18 protein-coding genes and 1 pseudogene are annotated in these 15255 nt (G+C 70.9%); 7 read left to right on the forward strand and 12 right to left on the reverse strand.

Annotated elements, in window-relative coordinates; translation table 11 throughout:
- The first annotated feature begins 24 nt into the window (after window positions 1-24).
- The 3 genes and pseudogenes from O7553_RS19105 (at window position 25) to O7553_RS19115 (ending at window position 1933) form a co-directional block, all read left to right on the forward strand.
- The gene (locus O7553_RS19105; protein WP_348650052.1) at window positions 25-525 is read left to right on the forward strand and encodes an ABC transporter substrate-binding protein; all 501 of its coding nucleotides are present in this window, start codon (window positions 25-27) and stop codon (window positions 523-525) included.
- Complete coding sequence (locus tag O7553_RS19110) at window positions 519-1154, forward strand: ABC transporter permease subunit (RefSeq protein ID WP_281551074.1); 636 nt, start codon at window positions 519-521, stop codon at window positions 1152-1154. Before O7553_RS19105 ends, O7553_RS19110 begins: the two co-directional genes overlap by 7 nt.
- Window positions 1151-1933, forward strand: a pseudogene (locus tag O7553_RS19115) (amino acid ABC transporter ATP-binding protein). Before O7553_RS19110 ends, O7553_RS19115 begins: the two are co-directional and overlap by 4 nt.
- Here O7553_RS19115 and egtD read toward each other — a convergent pair.
- From egtD to O7553_RS19135, 4 genes are all read right to left on the reverse strand, one after another.
- Window positions 1911-2867, reverse strand: a complete 957-nt coding sequence (egtD, locus tag O7553_RS19120; protein WP_281555669.1) for an L-histidine N(alpha)-methyltransferase — start codon at window positions 2865-2867, stop codon at window positions 1911-1913. The pseudogene O7553_RS19115 and the gene egtD sit on opposite strands and share 23 nt — an antisense overlap.
- Window positions 2852-3604, reverse strand: a complete 753-nt coding sequence (egtC, locus tag O7553_RS19125) for an ergothioneine biosynthesis protein EgtC (protein ID WP_281551075.1) — start codon at window positions 3602-3604, stop codon at window positions 2852-2854. Before egtC ends, egtD begins: the two co-directional genes overlap by 16 nt.
- The gene (gene egtB, locus O7553_RS19130; protein WP_281555670.1) at window positions 3604-4893 is read right to left on the reverse strand and encodes an ergothioneine biosynthesis protein EgtB; all 1290 of its coding nucleotides are present in this window, start codon (window positions 4891-4893) and stop codon (window positions 3604-3606) included. The genes egtC and egtB overlap by 1 nt, the downstream gene beginning before the upstream one ends.
- A gap of 71 nt (window positions 4894-4964) precedes the next feature.
- Window positions 4965-6293: a glutamate-cysteine ligase family protein gene (locus O7553_RS19135; RefSeq protein WP_281551076.1), complete on the reverse strand. Its 1329-nt coding sequence runs from the start codon at window positions 6291-6293 to the stop codon at window positions 4965-4967.
- Between the two features lie 245 nt (window positions 6294-6538).
- Between O7553_RS19135 and O7553_RS19140 the strand changes: the two genes are divergently transcribed.
- On the forward strand, window positions 6539-6787 hold the full coding sequence (locus O7553_RS19140; protein WP_233606003.1) for a hypothetical protein: 249 nt from the start codon (window positions 6539-6541) through the stop codon (window positions 6785-6787).
- A 59-nt stretch (window positions 6788-6846) separates the two neighbouring features.
- Here the strand turns inward: O7553_RS19140 and O7553_RS19145 are convergent, their stop codons facing one another.
- Together O7553_RS19145 and O7553_RS19150 are read right to left on the reverse strand one after the other, a co-directional pair.
- Window positions 6847-7044 carry a hypothetical protein gene (locus tag O7553_RS19145; protein ID WP_281551077.1) on the reverse strand — a complete coding sequence of 66 codons (198 nt, stop codon included), beginning with the start codon at window positions 7042-7044 and terminating at the stop codon, window positions 6847-6849.
- 121 nt (window positions 7045-7165) lie between these two features.
- Window positions 7166-7486: an SDR family NAD(P)-dependent oxidoreductase gene (locus tag O7553_RS19150; RefSeq protein ID WP_281551078.1), complete on the reverse strand. Its 321-nt coding sequence runs from the start codon at window positions 7484-7486 to the stop codon at window positions 7166-7168.
- 244 nt (window positions 7487-7730) lie between these two features.
- Here O7553_RS19150 and O7553_RS19155 point away from each other — a divergent pair, with 244 nt between their 5' ends.
- Window positions 7731-7898, forward strand: coding sequence for a hypothetical protein (locus O7553_RS19155; protein WP_281551079.1), 168 nt, complete (start codon window positions 7731-7733; stop codon window positions 7896-7898).
- 82 nt (window positions 7899-7980) lie between these two features.
- Window positions 7981-9039 carry a serine hydrolase domain-containing protein gene (locus O7553_RS19160; RefSeq protein ID WP_281551080.1) on the forward strand — a complete coding sequence of 353 codons (1059 nt, stop codon included), beginning with the start codon at window positions 7981-7983 and terminating at the stop codon, window positions 9037-9039.
- A 410-nt stretch (window positions 9040-9449) separates the two neighbouring features.
- Here O7553_RS19160 and O7553_RS19165 read toward each other — a convergent pair whose 3' ends face one another.
- The 6 genes from O7553_RS19165 to O7553_RS19190 all read right to left on the reverse strand — a co-directional run bounded on the left by O7553_RS19165 (window position 9450) and on the right by O7553_RS19190 (window position 13822).
- Window positions 9450-9650, reverse strand: coding sequence for a DUF397 domain-containing protein (locus tag O7553_RS19165; RefSeq protein ID WP_281551081.1), 201 nt, complete (start codon window positions 9648-9650; stop codon window positions 9450-9452).
- Entirely contained in the window at window positions 9637-10410 is a 774-nt protein-coding gene (locus O7553_RS19170) for a helix-turn-helix transcriptional regulator (protein WP_281551082.1), read from the reverse strand. The genes O7553_RS19165 and O7553_RS19170 overlap by 14 nt, the downstream gene beginning before the upstream one ends.
- Before the next feature lie 223 nt (window positions 10411-10633).
- Window positions 10634-11527, reverse strand: a complete 894-nt coding sequence (locus O7553_RS19175) for a VOC family protein (RefSeq protein ID WP_281551083.1) — start codon at window positions 11525-11527, stop codon at window positions 10634-10636.
- 21 nt (window positions 11528-11548) lie between these two features.
- On the reverse strand, window positions 11549-11854 hold the full coding sequence (locus O7553_RS19180) for a Dabb family protein (RefSeq protein ID WP_123603083.1): 306 nt from the start codon (window positions 11852-11854) through the stop codon (window positions 11549-11551).
- A 14-nt stretch (window positions 11855-11868) separates the two neighbouring features.
- The gene (locus O7553_RS19185) at window positions 11869-12390 is read right to left on the reverse strand and encodes an aromatic-ring-hydroxylating dioxygenase subunit beta (protein WP_281551084.1); all 522 of its coding nucleotides are present in this window, start codon (window positions 12388-12390) and stop codon (window positions 11869-11871) included.
- A gap of 4 nt (window positions 12391-12394) precedes the next feature.
- A complete protein-coding gene (locus O7553_RS19190) occupies window positions 12395-13822 on the reverse strand; it encodes an aromatic ring-hydroxylating dioxygenase subunit alpha (protein WP_281551085.1) in 1428 nt (475 codons plus the stop codon).
- 275 nt (window positions 13823-14097) lie between these two features.
- Here O7553_RS19190 and O7553_RS19195 point away from each other — a divergent pair, with 275 nt between their 5' ends.
- Window positions 14098-15204: an acetamidase/formamidase family protein gene (locus O7553_RS19195; protein WP_281551086.1), complete on the forward strand. Its 1107-nt coding sequence runs from the start codon at window positions 14098-14100 to the stop codon at window positions 15202-15204.
- Window positions 15205-15255: the final 51 nt, after the last annotated feature.

Raw genomic sequence — 15255 nt, forward strand, 5'->3', positions numbered from 1 at the left:
CCGGCCGTATGCGACCCGCAGCAGTTGGACACCCTCGTCGCCGGGACGTTGACCGTCGGCACCGACCAGCCGGCGTACCCGCCGTGGTTCGTCGACGACGCCCCGGAGAGCGGCGCCGGCTTCGAAAGCGCGGTGGCGTACGCCGTGGCCAACCAGCTGGGCTACGAACCGGACAAGGTCAGCTGGGTGCGGGTGCCGTTCAACAACGCCATCGCACCCGGGCCGAAGGACTTCGACGTCGACATCAACCAGTTCTCCATCACCGAGCAGCGCCGGTCGGCGGTCGACTTCTCCAGCCCGTACTACGACGTCACCCAGGCGGTGATCGCGCTGGACGGGACGCCGGCCGCCGCCGCGACGACCCTGGCCGACCTGCGCGACGTCAAGCTCGGCGCCCAGGTCGGCACGACCAGCTTCCGGGCGATCACCGAGGTGGTGGCCCCGGCGGCCGAGCCGGCCGTGTTCAACAACAACGACGACGCCAAGGCAGCGCTGCGCAACGGCAGAGCGTCCGGTCGGTGCTGATCGCCGCCGGTTCCACGGCCGTGCTCGGTGCCCTGCTGGTGACGGCGGTCGCGAACTCCCCCGGCTGGCCCCGGGTCCAGCAGTCGTTCTTCGACCCGGCCGTGGCGACGCAGGCACTACCGGCGGTGCTGCGCGGGCTCTGGCTCAACGTACGGACGCTGGTGTTCTGCGCCGTCGGGGCGCTGGCGCTGGGGTTGGCGATCGCGCTCGCCCGCACCCTGCGCCCGGCGGTGTTCTTTCCGCTGCGGGCCGCCGCGACCTCCTACACGCACGTGTTCCGGGCCGGCATCGAATCGGTGCACCCGGCGCAGCGGGCCGCCGCCCGGTCGCTGGGGCTCAGCCACGCGCAGACGATGCGGCATGTGGTGCTGCCGCAGGCGGTCCGGCGGGTCGCGCCGCCGCTGCTCAACGATTTGGTGGCGCTGCAGAAGGACGTCGGGCTGATCTCCCTGGCCGGCCCGGTCGACGCGATCCGCGCCGCCCAGATCGAGACCGCCACCAGCTACAACTTCACCCCGTACGTGGTGGCCGGGGTGCTGTTCATCCTGATGGCGATCCCGCTGGTGGCGGTGACCGACTGGGTGACGTTGCGGGCCGCCCGGCGGCAGACCTGGGCCGGCGCGGCATGACGCCGGCGGCGGACGCCGGCCGGCACGGCGTGCCACCGGTGTTGGCCTGCGCCGGGGTCCGCAAGGTCTTCGGCGACCGGGTCGTGCTGCGCGACCTGAGCCTCGACGTGGCCGAGCACGAGGTGGTCGCGGTGATCGGCGGCAGCGGCTCCGGCAAGTCGACCCTGCTGCGGACGGTCAACCTGCTGGAGACCGTCGACGACGGCACGATCCACCTGGACGGTCGGGACATCACCGACCCACGGGTCGACCCCGACCAGGTACGTCAACGGATCGGGTTGGTGTTCCAGTCGTACAACCTCTTCCCGCATCTGACCGTGCTGGACAACGTCACACTGGCACCGCGCAGGGTGCACCGGCTCCCTCGGGCTCGGGCCGAGCGGCGGGCGATGGAGCTGCTGGACCGGGTCGGGCTGGCCGATCAGGCGAGGCAGTACCCGGACCGGCTCTCCGGCGGCCAGCAGCAGCGGGCGGCGATCGCCCGGACCCTGATCAACGCGCCCCGGCTGCTGCTGCTCGACGAGGTCACCTCGGCGCTGGACCCGGAACTCGTCGGCGAGGTGCTGGCCCTGATCCGGGAGCTGAAGAACGACGGGTAGATGACGATGCTGATCGCCACCCACGAGATGGGCCTCGCCCGGGAGGTCGCCGACCGGGTCTGCTTCCTGGCCGACGGCGCCATCTGCGAGCAGGGGCCGCCGCAGCGGGTGCTCGGCGACCCCGAGCACCCGCGTACCCAACAGTTCCTGCGCAGGGTCACCGGCACCGGGACAGGCTGATCGCGAACCGGCCGGCCGGGTCGGTCCACCAGTGGGTCAACTCGAAACCGGCGGCGGCCAGCTCGGCGGTCACCCCGGCCCGGCGGAACTTCGCCGACACCTCGGTCCGCAGCTCCTCGCCGGCGGTGAAGCTCACCGGCAGGTTGAGATCGGCCACGTGCACCCGCATGTCCCGCTCGGCACGCAGCCGCATCTCGATCCACTCCCGCTCGGTGTCCCACAGTGCGACGTGCCGGAACGCCGCCGGGTCGAAGTCGGCACCGAGCTGCTGGTTCAGTACATGCAGCACGTTGCGGTTGAACTCGCCGGTCACCCCCTGGCTGTCGTCGTAGGCGGCGACCAGGGTGGCCGGGTCCTTGACCAGGTCGGTGCCGAGCAGCAGCCAGCCGCCGGTGCCGAGCGCCCCGTGCAGCTCGGCCAGGAACTCGGCCCGCTCGTCCGGCACCAGGTTGCCGATGGTGCCGCCGAGGAACGCGACGAGCCGGTCGTCGCCGGTCGGGATCCGGCCGAGGTGACGGGTGAAGTCGCCGACGACCGCGTGGACCGGCAGCCCCGGGTAGTCCCGGTCGATGGCGGTGGCGGCGTCGCGCAGTGCCGCCTCGGAGACGTCCAGCGGCACGAACAGGTCGAGGCTGCCCTGCCGGCGCAGCGCGTCGAGCAGCAGCCGGGTCTTCTCCGACGAACCGGAGCCGAGCTCGACCAAGGTCCGGGCCCGGGTGACGGCGGCGATATCGTCGGCGTGGGCGGCCAGCGCGGCCCGCTCGGCCCGGGTCGGGTAGTACTCCGGCAGGGTGGTGATGCGTTCGAACAGTTCGCTGCCGTACTTGTCGTAGAACCACTTCGGGGGCAGCCATTTCGGGTCGGCGGTGAGTCCGGCGTGGGCGTCGGTCCGCAGCGCGTGCCGCTGGTCGGCGTCGGTCAGCTCGATGTCGATCCGCACAGATCCTCCACGGTGTAGGTGTGCCGGTCGGCGACGACGAGCCGGCGGTCGGCGACCGGGTGCCAGGCCGGGTCGTCGTCGGACGGTTCGGAGGCGATGATCATCCGCTCCGGCCCGGCGAGGACGGACAGGGAATGGCCGACGGCGCTGGCCCAGGCCCGTTCGCCGTCGGTGAGCAGCAGGTTGAGCCGGGACGCCGGGGCGGCGGCCAGGACGCCGGTGACGGTGTCGGTGATCGCCGTGCCCGGGTCGACGCCGGCTCGCAGCCGGTGCCGCAGCAGCGCCCACAGCAGCGCCGAGTCGGTCGGCGCGTCGAGGGTGAGCAGGTCGGTCACCGGCAGGGTGGCGGCCAGCTCGGCGACGCTGTCCGGCCACCCGGCCACCACCCCGTTGTGGCTGAACAGCCAGCGCCCGTCAGTGAACGGCGCGCAGGCCGTCTCGCCGAACGGCATCCCGGGGGTCGCCGAGCGGACCGCAGCCAGCACCGCGCCGGCGGTGGTGGCCCGACCCAGCTCGACCAGGCCGGGATCGGCCCAGACCGGCCCGGACCGCCGGTAGCGGACCGGGCCGGACGGGGTGTACCAGCCGATGCCGAAACCGTCGACGTTGACCGTGCCGCCGCCGCGCATGTCCCGGGGTGCCCAGGACTGGCGGTACAGGCCGTACGGCGGCTCGACCAGCAGCTGCGTCAGGCTGACCGGCGGGCCCAGGTAGAGCTGGTGGCGGCACACTAGGCGGTCTCGCCGGGGTACGGGTCACGGGCGGTCCGGAAACCGCTGAAGATCTGCCGCCGGATCGGGTAGTCCCAGTTGCGGAAGGTGCCCCGGCAGGCGGAGCGGTCGGTGCCGAACGAGCCGCCGCGCAGCACCCGGTAGTCGCGGCCGAAGAAGACCTCCGAGTATTCGCGGTACGGGAACGCGGCGAAGCCGGGATAGCCGGTGAACCAGGTGCCGGTCCACTCCCACACGTCGCCGATCAGCTGGTGCACGCCGGCCGGTGACGCGCCGGCCGGGTAGGCGCCGACCGGTGCCGGGTGCAGGTGCCGCTGGCCCAGGTTGGCGTGCTCGGGGCCGGGGTCGTCGTCGCCCCACGGGTAGCGGCGGGACCGGCCGGTAACCGGGTCGAACCGGGCCGCCTTCTCCCACTCGGCTTCGGTGGGCAGCCGGCGGCCGGCCCAACTGGCGTACGCCTGCGCCTCGTACCAGCCCACGTGCACCACCGGCTCGTCGGACACGATCGCCGACCGCCGGCCGAACCGGGTGTAGCTGCCGTCGCCGTGCCAGTGCGCCGGTCCGCTGAGCCGGGCCTGCAGCCGGTGGGCCCAGCCCTCGGCGCTCCACCACCGCTCGTCGTGGTAGCCGCCGTCGTCGATGAACTGCTGGTACCGGGAGTTGCTGACCGGCGCGCGGTCGATGAAGAAGGCCGGTACGTCGACGGTGTGCGCCGGGCGTTCGTTGTCCAGCGCCCACGGCTCGGTGGAGGTGCCCATGGTGAACGGTCCGCCGGGGATCAGCGCCTCACCGTCGACGCCTCCGGCCGGCGCCGGCGGCGTCGGCGCACCGCTGAGCACCGGCGGGCCGGCCCGCAGCTGGTGGGTGGCGAGCATCGTCTCGTCGTGCTGCTGCTCGTGCTGCACGATCATGCCGAACGCGAAGCCCTGCTCGACCAGCCGGCGGCCGTCGAACGTCACCGTGTCGAGCAGGTCGAGGACCTTGTCCCGGACGGTACGGGTGTACGCGCGTGCCTCGGCCGGGGCCAGCAGCGGCAACGCCGGACGGTCGGCGCGGGCGTGTTTGAACGCGTCGTAGAGGTGGTCGATGTCGGCACGGACCGGCTCCCGGCCGCCGACGTCGCGGACCAGCCACAGCTCCTCCTGGTTGCCGATGTGCGCCAGGTCCCAGACCAGGGGCGACATCAGCCGGGAGTGCTGCCGAACGAGGTCGTCGTCGTCGACCGGGTCGGTCAGGGCGCGGCTGCGCCGCCGGGCCCGGTCGAGGTCGGCGGCGAGCGCGGTACGCAGGTCGGACGCGGCCGCCGAAGGTGGCTCGTGTGTGGTCGGCGTCTGGCGGGTCGGGTCGTGGGCTGTCTCGGTCACCTGGTACCTCCCCAGGGGTGGGTTCGCTGGTGCAGCCGTCGGCGCAGGGCGCGCACCACGGTGCTGGTTGTCTCGTCGGGCAGGCCGGTGTCGGTCAGGCGTTCGCAGGCCAGCTCGGCCAGCGAGTGGGCGGCCGACGCGACAACCGGATCGGCTAGCCCGTCGCGGGCGGCGGGCAGCCAGCGGTCGGCCGCGTCCATCACCGTCGACGTCGCGGTCCGCAGCGTCTCGTCGCGGGCGAACAGCGCGGCCAGCACCGCCGCCGGGACGATCCACTCGCCGCCCGGCTGCGCGTCGAGGTAGCGCAGCTCCAGGTAGCCACGTGGGCGGACCGGCGGAAACATGGTGCTCAGATGCAGGTCGAGGTCGGCGTAGGTCGGCGGTCGGGGCGTGCCGGTGAGGATCCATTCGCCGAAGGTCGCCGGCCCCGGCAGCCGCCAGCCGGTGGGCTCGTCGACGAACAGCGGTGGCGTGTCCAGCACCCGCCGGGTCCAGTCGGCGACCGGATCGGACGGCCGCATGTTGGCGGTCGGATCGGCCGGTGCGGCGGTGCGGACCGGGTCGAGGGTCAGCCAGGTCGCCATCCGGCTCGACACCCAGCCGGTGCGCCGGCCGGCCCGCGACGGCGAGTTGGCGAACAGGGCGAGCAGCGGCGGACCGAGCAGGTGCGCGGCCGACCAACGGAGGGAGAGCTGCCGTTCGCTGCCGGTGTCCAGGCAGACCTGCAGGCCAGCTGTGCCGCACATCATGTCGGCACCGGCCTGACCCTGCCGGGCGAAAGCCGCCGCCATCGCCGTGTAGCGGCGGTTGCGCAGGATCTGCCGGGGCGGCCGGTACGGATCGCATCCGGTCCGGCCGAGCAGCAGGCCGGCCCGGTCGAGTCGGCGGGTCAGCGCGACGACGTCGGCCGACGCGGCCCGGTGCAATGTGGTGAGGGATTCCGTCGGCGGGGTGGAGATCTCCACCTGCCCGCCGGGTTCGACCGTTACCAGTCCGCCCTGTGGAAGCGGGTCGTGCGGGCTGGTGGGGCGTAGTGTCCGCGGGGCGTGGTCACCGAGGGCAGTCGCGAGGTCGGCGGGGTCGAGCGGTCTGGCGGGGTGGTCTCGGTAGTGAACGGTCCATTCGAGTTCGACGCCGATCCGTCGGGGTGGGCCGGTCTTGAAGCAGATCCGGGTGATGTAGCCGGCGGCGGCGGTCGGGTCGGTGATGGCGGTACCGGCCGGGACGTCGGCCACGCTGCTCGGACCGGCCGACGTCGCAGACTCGGCGGCCACCGGTAGCACGTCGGGCGGATGGGCGGATGGTGGATGGGGAGCTTTGGTCATCGCGTCTCCTCCAGTGAACGATCGATCGCGGGTAGCGATCGATCTTCGCTACCGTATCGTCACCGTCCGACATTTGCCGAGACACCGGCGGTCCGCGGGCCCGGCGGCGGGCGACGTTCCCCATTCCGCAACCCGGCGGTCACCTGCGGATTCGGGTCACCGGGGGTGGGATTCGCGTCACCCGGGGTGTGATCGCCGCCGGACGGGGTACCGGCAGGGTCGGTGCCGACCGGAGGGGAGCCAACGTGACCGACGGGGCAAGGATCGACGATGACCAGGTGGTGATGCGGGCGGCCCGGGCCGCGCACGCCCACGCCGACGCGACCACTCAGACCGCCCGGTTCCTGGACCGGGTCGGCGCGGTCCCCGACCCGGCGGTGATCGCCGAGTACGCGGCGCTGCTGGCCCGGGAGGAGTCGACCCGCGACGAGCGGGCCGACGCGCTCCGCGACGCCGGGCTGGACGTGCCGAGCCTGGACACCGACGCGGCGTGACGCCAGCCCGATCAGCGCTGCCGCACGGTGGTCGAGGCTTGTCGTCGGGGTCCGTCTCCTCATTCGGCCTGTTCACGAGCCCGCCGTTGCGCCATGAGCAGTGCCATCTCCTCGGCGCTGGTGCTCTCGCCCCTGGCGAGAGCGTCGTCTGCCGCCGCTATCCGCGCCATGGCGGTCGGGTCGGAGAGCAGTTCGATGGTGGCCTCCAGCGATTCAAGATCCTCGGCGGAGATCAGCACCAGCGGCAACACCGTCATAGACAACAATGTTGGCCTATGACACCGCCGGCATCCACAGGGTGGTCAGGTCGGGCAGGCGGAGACGAGGTCAAGAGATCCCCCGCGATCCGCGAAGGCTCCTGGGGTCCGTACGGGCGGGTCAGCGCACAAGTTCGCGGCCGCCCGAAGCGGGCCACTGTACGGCGTTGGCGATCAGCACGGATATCGGCCCGGGTCGGGTGGTGATCTGCTCGACGACGCCCTGCACGGCGGCGAGGTCGCCGTGGTCCAGCCCGACGGCGCAGGCGTCGCCGCCTGCCTGGGCGATGGCGTCGACGACCTCCATCGCGGCGGCGCGGTTGGTGTGCCAGGACACCGCCACGGCGGCGCCTTCGGCGGCCAGATGCCGGGCGGCGGCCCTGCCGATGGCGCCGGAAGCGCCGGTGACCAGGGCAACCTTGTTCAACAGACCGGTTTCCATCACCACTCCATAGCCGACTACAGGTTAGCCGACTATGAATCAGGATCGAGCCGTTCGCTGCACCCGGGGCAGGACGTCCTACTGTGGATTCTCGGGCAGGAGCCCGACCGCCTGACGGTCTCCGAGGTCGCCGCCCGGCTCGGCGTGGAGCAGCCGACGGTGACCCGCAGCCTCAGTCGTCTCGAACACGGCGGCTGGTTTCGTCCGGGAATCCGTACCGGGCGACCGGCGCCTCACCCGGATCGTGCTGACCGACAAGGGCCGGACCGGCGTTTCGCAGATCGAAGCGGCCTGGCGCACCCTCGCCGAAACTGCGACCGCCGGAATGGCGAACGATCAGCGAGCGACGCTGGTCGAGCTGCTCGAAAAGGTACGCGGGAACCTGCTCACCCTCACCACCGAAACCGGCTGAGCAGACCGCCGTACGCCGTGGCGCCCGCCCGCCGGCAATTTTCGGTGGCGGCACGGTTCTGCCGGCTGCGATGCTCACCACCGTGCCCGACCTCGCACTGTTCTCCGCCGCACTCGGCGAACGCGCCGCGAATGACGAGTTCACCGGCTCGGTCCTGGTGACGTTGGGAGACCAACGGCTGCTGGCCGGCGCGTACGGCAACGCCAACCGGGCCTGCCGTACACCGTGCACCCTGGACACCAGGTTCGACACCGCGTCGGTCACGAAGCTGTTCACCGCCGTCGCCGTACTCCAGCAGATCGAGCGCGGCGCGTTCACGCTGGAGACCTCGGCGGTCGAGTACCTCGGGCTCACCGGTACCACGATCTCGCCGGACGTCACCGCGTACCACCTGCTCACCCACACGTCCGGGATTGCCGACGACGCCGACGAGTCGGACGGTGAACGGTACGAGGACCTGTTCGTCGACGAGCCGACGTACGCGTTCACCGAGACCGCCCACCACCTGCCGCACTTCGTCGACAAACCGCCGAGGTTCGCGCCGGGCGAGGGCTGCCGGTACTGCAACGTCGGGTACATCCTGCTCGGCCTCATGGTCGAGCGGGCCACCGGCGGCTCCTACCGCGAGTACGTGCACGCCAACGTCTTCGAGCCCGCCGGCATGAGCCGGTCGGCGTTCCTGCGCATGGACGTCGTCGCACCCGACGTCGCCGAAGGCGTGGAGGCGATCCGCGACGCCGACGGCACGATCACCGGCTGGCGGCGCAACATCTTCTCGTACCCGCCGGTCGGCGACCCGGCCGGCGGCGCGTACACGACGGTCGGCGACCTCACCGCGTTCCACCGGGCACTGGTCGAGGGCCGGCTGCTGGGACCGGAGTCGACCGCGGCGATGCTCGTCCCGTACGCGCAGGCGGAGGGCAACCGGCGCAACGGGTACGGGCTGGAGTTCAGGACCGACGCCGACGGCCGGGTCCGCTACTACGGGAAGGTGGGCGTGAACTTCGGCGTCAGCGCGTTGCTGCGGCACTACCCCGGCCACGGCGCGGGCGACGGCATCACGCTGGCCATGCTCGGCGTCGGCGAGGACACCATCTGGCCGCTGGTCCGGCTGTTCGACGAATCGATGCCGCAGGCCTGAGGCATCCGGCTGCGGGCAGCGCGCGGTACGCGGCAGTTCCGGACGCCAAGGCAGGGGCACTACATCGAGGTGAGGCTGAGACACCTCATCTCGCGCACTTGACGTGCGCCAGCCTCACCTCGACGTCGAACCAGCCTGCCGGGCTTCACGCCGGGTTGTGCTGCCGCCACTTAGCAGTGAGCACAGCGGACAACCGGAAGGGAAGACAGCGATGGCAGCGCACGACGTGGTCAGCTTCGGGTTGATAGTTGAACGGTACCCGGCTGGTCCTCGACGTCGGGCCCGCAACCCGATGAACGATGTCCTGGAACGAGCTCTCGTGCAGAGTCAAGAACCTCACCAGAGCATCGAAGGAACCCCGGCCACAGCGTACGGGTGGCCGGGGTTCCGAAGGCGTTACCGGATGCGGGTCAGGGGGTGGCGGTGGTGTCCTTGGTCGACGCGACGAACGCCGACCAGGCGGCCGGGCCGAAGGTCAACGTACCGCCGGCACGGTCCTTGGTGTCGCGCACCAGGACCCGACCGGGAAGGTTGTCGGCCACCTCGACGCAGCTGTTCCCGCCGTTGGCCGATCGGCTGGACTTCCGCCAGCGCGGTTCACTTGCGCTCATCGAGCATCCTCAGCATCAGATCCCGGGACTGCACCACCGGCAGCGCGAGTCCGTCCACGGATTCCCAGGCTAGTTCCAGCTCGGTCACATCGCCATGGCCGGACACCACGGTGCCCTTCAACTGGTTGTCCAGGTAGCCGCAGCGCCGGCCGTCCGGCAGGTTGGCCAGCACGAACGCGCCGCCGAGACCGAGGTGCAGCCCGGCGTCGTCCGGCAGCACCCGGATTTTGACCGACGGCCGGTGGCCGAGGTCCACCAGGTGGCCCAGTTGCTTCGTCATCACCTCGCGGGGGCCACGGCTGAGGGCGAACTCATTGACGATGGCTGAGATCACCACCGGGTTGTCCCGGCCGAGCGTCGCGGCCTGCCGCTCCAGCCGGGTGCGCACCAGCTCATCGACGCGCCCGTCGTTCATCGTGGAGGTCGCCAACACCGCCCGCATGTAGCCCTCGGACTGGAGCAGTCCGGGGACGAGCAGCGGCTCGTAGCTGCGCAGCAGCAGTGCCCGACGCTCGTGCTCGACCCACGGACGCATCCACGGGTACCGGTCCTCCCGCGCCTCCGCCGACAACTTGGCGAACTTGTCATCGGTGCCGAACACCCGGTCCAGGTTGGTGGCGGTGTCGGCTTGCGGAATGTGCCGCCCCGACTCGAATCCCGCGATGAGCGACTTGGACACCCGCAGCGCGGCGCCAAGCTGGCCCTGATTCATCCCTCCCGCGATGCGAAGTCGCCGGATCTCGACGCTGAGTTCACTCACGTTGGATCACCCCGGTTTCGTGATGTGGTGGTTGTCCACCGGGGGCCATCTTGCACTGATCCGGACAGATAGTCCAGGATGGAACAGAAACTCGTGCAGGTTCCTTGGCTGTGCAGAAATTCCAGCCGCCGAATTGATCAACAAGCAGATGCCGTCGCGCCACGAGAAACGACCCCCGGGGGGAAGATTCCCGAGGGTCGTTCACCTTTTCGAACGACGACGGTCAGAAACGGCCCCAGTCGTCGGCGGCCGGCCGCCACACGTCGATGTTGCGCGGGTCGACGGCCATCCGCCGGGCCCGGTGCGTGGCGTGCTCCTCCGGGGTGAACACCCGGTGGCGGTCACACAGCTCGTAGCGCGGCCCGTGCTTCGGGTCGTGCATGTAGAACGCGATCGACGTCGACGCCGAGTGGTTGACCAGGTCGGAGGCGATCGGCACCTTCTTGTACTGCGCCCGCGCCCGGCCACGCATCACGTGGTCGAAGCTCTTCATCTTGAAGCACAGATGCGCGACGTAGAACTCCTTGTTGCGCTGCAACGCCAGGCTGTGGTGATAGCGGTCCTCGCAGCGTAGGAAGACGGTCACGTCGCCGACGTAGTCGCTGGGCAGGAAGCCGAGGACCTTGGTGTAGAAGTCGAGTGACTCCTCGTACTTGTCGGTGGCCAGGAACGGGTGCACCAGGTCCACCGGACGAAGCTCGATCAACGGCGGTTCGGCGTACTCGACGAACTCGGTGAACAGTTCGACGATCAGCCCGTTGGGGTCGCGTACGGCGAATCCGCGCTGGCACAGGCCCTTCATCCGCTCGTGCAGTTCGAGCACCTCGTGGCCGGCGGCGACGACCCGCTCCCGCAGATCGTCGAGGACCTCGTCGGACTCGACGCTGAACCCGACCGCGGTGGTCCACGACTCGGTACGGTGCGGTGCCGCGATCAGCTCGATGCTGTGGTGTTCGATGTCGGCGCGCAGGAACGCGTACTCGTCGTCGTGCTGCTCCAACTGCAGCCCGACGTGGTACTGCAGGAACTCGATGGAGGCGGCCAGATCCGGCACCTCGATCCGGGCGTACTCCATGCCGTAGGGCCCGCGACGGCGGGTGGCGGCCTCGGTGGACATCTGCGACCCCTTCATGGTGAGTTACGCGTCCCCGGCGGTGGGGAGGCTGACGATGACCTGGCGTTGCACGACCGGACGCCAGCGTTCCCGGACGAACCGCTCGTGCGACTCGCTGTGCAGGTAGTCGAGCAGGTCCTGCTCGGTGGCGAACTCCACGACGAAGCCGTGCGTCATGGTGGTGTCCCGGGTGCTGACGTTGACCCCGCTGCGCCAGTTGCGCATCGCCGGGTACTTGGTCGGGAAGGTGTCCAGCTCGGCGAGGACCGACTCGGCGACGCCGGGCGGCAGGTCGTCGCGGAACTTGAACGCCAACATGTGGGTGATCACGACGGCGGCCCCCGCTACAGGATGAAGCTGAGCCGGGCGCCGGGATCCATCGACTCCATCACCGGGATGGAGCGGCGGACCCGGAAACGCAGCCCGTCGTCGTCGACCTTGAGCACGTGCTCGTAGCGGCCCACGTAGGTGTAGGCGCCGCCGTCGCGGTAGCGGTGGATGAGGAAGTTGGCGCTGATCCACACCGTCTCCGCGCCGGCCTCCAGCAGGATCACGTTGGAGACCATCCGGTGGGTACGCGAGTGCGGGTTCTCGGCGTGCGCCTTGCGGCTCTTGAGCCGCTTCACCCGGGCCCGGATCAGGTCGTAGTCGTCGCAGACGAAGAATCCGGCGGTGGTGGCGTCCCAGCCGGCCCAGTCGGTGGTCGGCACCTCCATCCGGCCGTCCGGCTCGAACATGGTGAACCACTCGTCGAGGCGCCACTCGTCGAGCAGTTGCGCCTCCCGGTAGAGGAAGTCCTCCACCTGCGCCCGGGTCACTTCGCGGGCGCCGACGTTGAGCACTGCTCCGCTGGTCGTCGAGGACATCGGGTCACTCCTTCCCGCTGGCGGTGGGCGCGGCGGAGCCGCTGGTGTCTGCGGATCCGGCCGCGAGGACGGCGGACGGGCCGGGTGCGCCGGGGTCGGCCGGCGGGTCGCCTGCGACGGCGGTGGCCGCCCCGACCCGGTCGGCCCAGTGTCGCCAGAAGCTGCGCATCGCACCCTCGTCGATGGAGCGGCCCTGGTTGCCCTGCTTCTCGTTGGCCATGCCGCGCGACATGTCGGACCAGTCGTGGGCGGGGTCGGCAGAGTCGGCGGTGGCGACGATGCCGCGCTGCACCGCCTCGTACGCCTCGATGTCGTCCGGGGTGGCCAGGCCGCCGGGGCCGACGAAGCTGACCATGGTCCTGATCCGCAGCGCGCGCACCGACTCCGGCTCACCGGTCTCGACGAACTGCCAGGCCCGCACGTCGGTACGGTCCGGGGCGACCGGTTCAAGCTGGCGGATGGTGAGCGCTTCCAGGTCGAACAGCAGCAGGTTGGGGAAGACGAAGAGGATCCGGCTGGCGTCGGCGATCTCGGCGGCGAGCTCCGGCCCGAGCCGGGCGATCATCTCGTTGCGCTTGGCGACGGTACGGGCCTTCTCCTCGTCGCCGAAGCGCGGCTCCCAGACCATGCCGATCCGGCCGTTGTGGCCGGTGAGCACCAGCAGCCCGTGTCCGCCGCCGAGGTCGTATGCGTACTGGTCGTCGTCGGTGACCGCGAACCCGGTCTCCCGCAGGTAGCCGACGAAGGTGTTGTGGGTGGGCGCGAAGTGGTAGCCGTCCATGGCGTTCTCGACGGCGAGTTTCCAGTTGCCCTTGACGCTGTAGAGCTGCACGCCGGGCAGGGTCTGCATGCCATGCTCGCCGATCTTGGCGGTCAGCGACATGTAGTGCGCGGCCGGACCGAGGTGGGTGAGCAGGTCGGGCACGTCGGGGTCGAACGCGATGAAGACGAAGCCCTCGTGGATCTGCAGCCGGGGCACCTGGCGCAGCCGCATCGACTCGCGGAAGCCGGGGTCGTCGGGGTAGCTCTCGTCGCCGGGCAGCGCGGCCAGGTCACCGGAGTTGCTGAACGCCCAGGCGTGGTAGAAGCACTGGAAGAACTTGGTGTTGCCCTCGTTGTGCCGGCACAGGATGGTGCCGCGGTGGGTGCAGGCGTTGAGGAAGACCTTGACCTCGCCGGCGGAGTCGCGGCAGAAGATCAGCGGACGGCCGCCGAGGGTGCGGGTCTTGAAGTCGCCGGCGTTGGGGATCTCGGTCTCGTGGCCGAGGTACAGCCAGGTGTGGCCCCAGATCCTCGCGATCTCGTCGCGGAACACGCCCGGGTCGCGGTACGCCGAGCGGTGCACCCGGAAGCGCATCGCCTCCCAGTCCTCGTCGATCAGCGCGCCACCGTCGGCTCCGCCGAGCGGTCGCACCGGCGTCTGCTGCGTCATCACCCACCGCCCTCTTTCGTCCCGTCCGCCCACCTCGGCGGTGCTACGTCATGCGAGACAGTGTCTCGCTCTCCGATGCTGCTATCAGAGCCCTCCACCTGTCAAGAGCAGGGCATTTTCCGTGATCGGGTTACTCACTGTTAACAGGACAGCAACATGTTCCTGCGGGTTCGGCGGAAACGATCCGGTCATCCACCCATCACCCGGCCCGCCAGCGGCACGCACCGCCGCGCGCCTCTGCGCCCGCCGGCCGGGTACCCCTTCCGGAGGAAGCGATGCTCCAGCCGCACCAGGGACCGATCGCCGGCGCCCACTACCTGCCGACCACGCCCGACACCTGCCTGTGGGGCCGGCTGCCCAACCGCAGCCACGCCCCGGTGCTGCGGGTCCGCTCCGGTGAGACCGTGACCATCGACACCCTCAGCCACGAAGGCATCCTCGAAGACCAGGGCCGCGACCCGGTCGGCTACCTCAAGCAGTACGACGTACCCGCCGACGGCGTCCTCGCCGACGCCCGCGACCTGGCCGCCTCCGACGTCGCCCACGACTACGACGACGACGGCCCGCACGTGGTCACCGGCCCGATCACCGTCGACGGCGCACAGCCCGGCGACCTGCTCCGGGTCGACGTGCTCGACCTGACGATCCGGGCCCCGTACGGCTTCGTCAGCAGCCGGCACGGCTACGGCGCGCTGCCCGGCGAGTTCCCGCTCACCCCGGTCGACACCGGGCCCGACAGCGACCCGCGCGCCTACGGCAGCGTCTGCCACTTCACCGAGGTCGTCTCCAGCGGCGGCCGGCTGTACGGCGTACTGCCGTTCGGCGCCGGCCGGGCCGCCCGGTTCCCCCTCGCCCCGTTCCTCGGCCTGATGGGCGTCGCCGTCGACACCGACGAGATGGTGCACTCGGTGCCGCCCGGCGGGCACGGCGGCAACCTGGACATCAACGAACTGCAGGTCGGCTCCAGCCTCTACCTGCCGGTGCAGCTGCCCGGTGCCGGCTTCTACGCCGGTGACCCGCACTACGCCCAGGGCGACGGCGAGGTGGCGCTGACCGCCCTGGAGGCGCCGCTGCGGGCCACTCTGCGGCTGAGTGTGATCCCGGCGGCGCAGGCCGCCCTTCTGGTCGGTGCCGGCGAGGCCCCGCTGGCCGAGACCGACACCCACTGGATCCCGGTCGGCCTGGACGCCGACCTGAACGAGGCGATGCGCCGGGCAGTCCGGGCCGCGGTCGACTTCCTGGCCCGCACCCAGGGAATGCCCCGCGACACCGCCCTGGCCTACCTGAGCGCCGCCGCCGACTTCGAGGTCAGTCAGGTCGTCGACGCGGTCAAGGGTGTGCACTGCCTGATCCGCAAGGCCGACTTCCCCGCCCAGATCTGACCCCGCCGCCACATCGCGGCACCTCGGCACTCCGCCGAGCGGCCCCTTCCC

The sequence above is a fragment of the Solwaraspora sp. WMMA2059 genome (assembly GCF_027497315.1).
Taxonomy (GTDB): Bacteria; Actinomycetota; Actinomycetes; order Mycobacteriales; family Micromonosporaceae; genus Micromonospora_E.

Excerpts from the sequence above, each read along its gene's own strand:
- O7553_RS19135 (WP_281551076.1), bottom strand. The coding sequence starts at position 6,293 with ATGACCAAAGCTCCCCATCCACCATCCGCCCATCCGCCCGACGTGCTA.
- O7553_RS19145 (WP_281551077.1), bottom strand. The coding sequence starts at position 7,044 with ATGACGGTGTTGCCGCTGGTGCTGATCTCCGCCGAGGATCTTGAATCG.
- O7553_RS19150 (WP_281551078.1), bottom strand. The coding sequence starts at position 7,486 with ATGGAAACCGGTCTGTTGAACAAGGTTGCCCTGGTCACCGGCGCTTCC.
- O7553_RS19165 (WP_281551081.1), bottom strand. The coding sequence starts at position 9,650 with ATGAGCGCAAGTGAACCGCGCTGGCGGAAGTCCAGCCGATCGGCCAAC.
- O7553_RS19175 (WP_281551083.1), bottom strand. The coding sequence starts at position 11,527 with ATGTCCACCGAGGCCGCCACCCGCCGTCGCGGGCCCTACGGCATGGAG.
- O7553_RS19185 (WP_281551084.1), bottom strand. The coding sequence starts at position 12,390 with ATGTCCTCGACGACCAGCGGAGCAGTGCTCAACGTCGGCGCCCGCGAA.
- O7553_RS19190 (WP_281551085.1), bottom strand. The coding sequence starts at position 13,822 with ATGACGCAGCAGACGCCGGTGCGACCGCTCGGCGGAGCCGACGGTGGC.
- O7553_RS19195 (WP_281551086.1), top strand. The coding sequence starts at position 14,098 with ATGCTCCAGCCGCACCAGGGACCGATCGCCGGCGCCCACTACCTGCCG.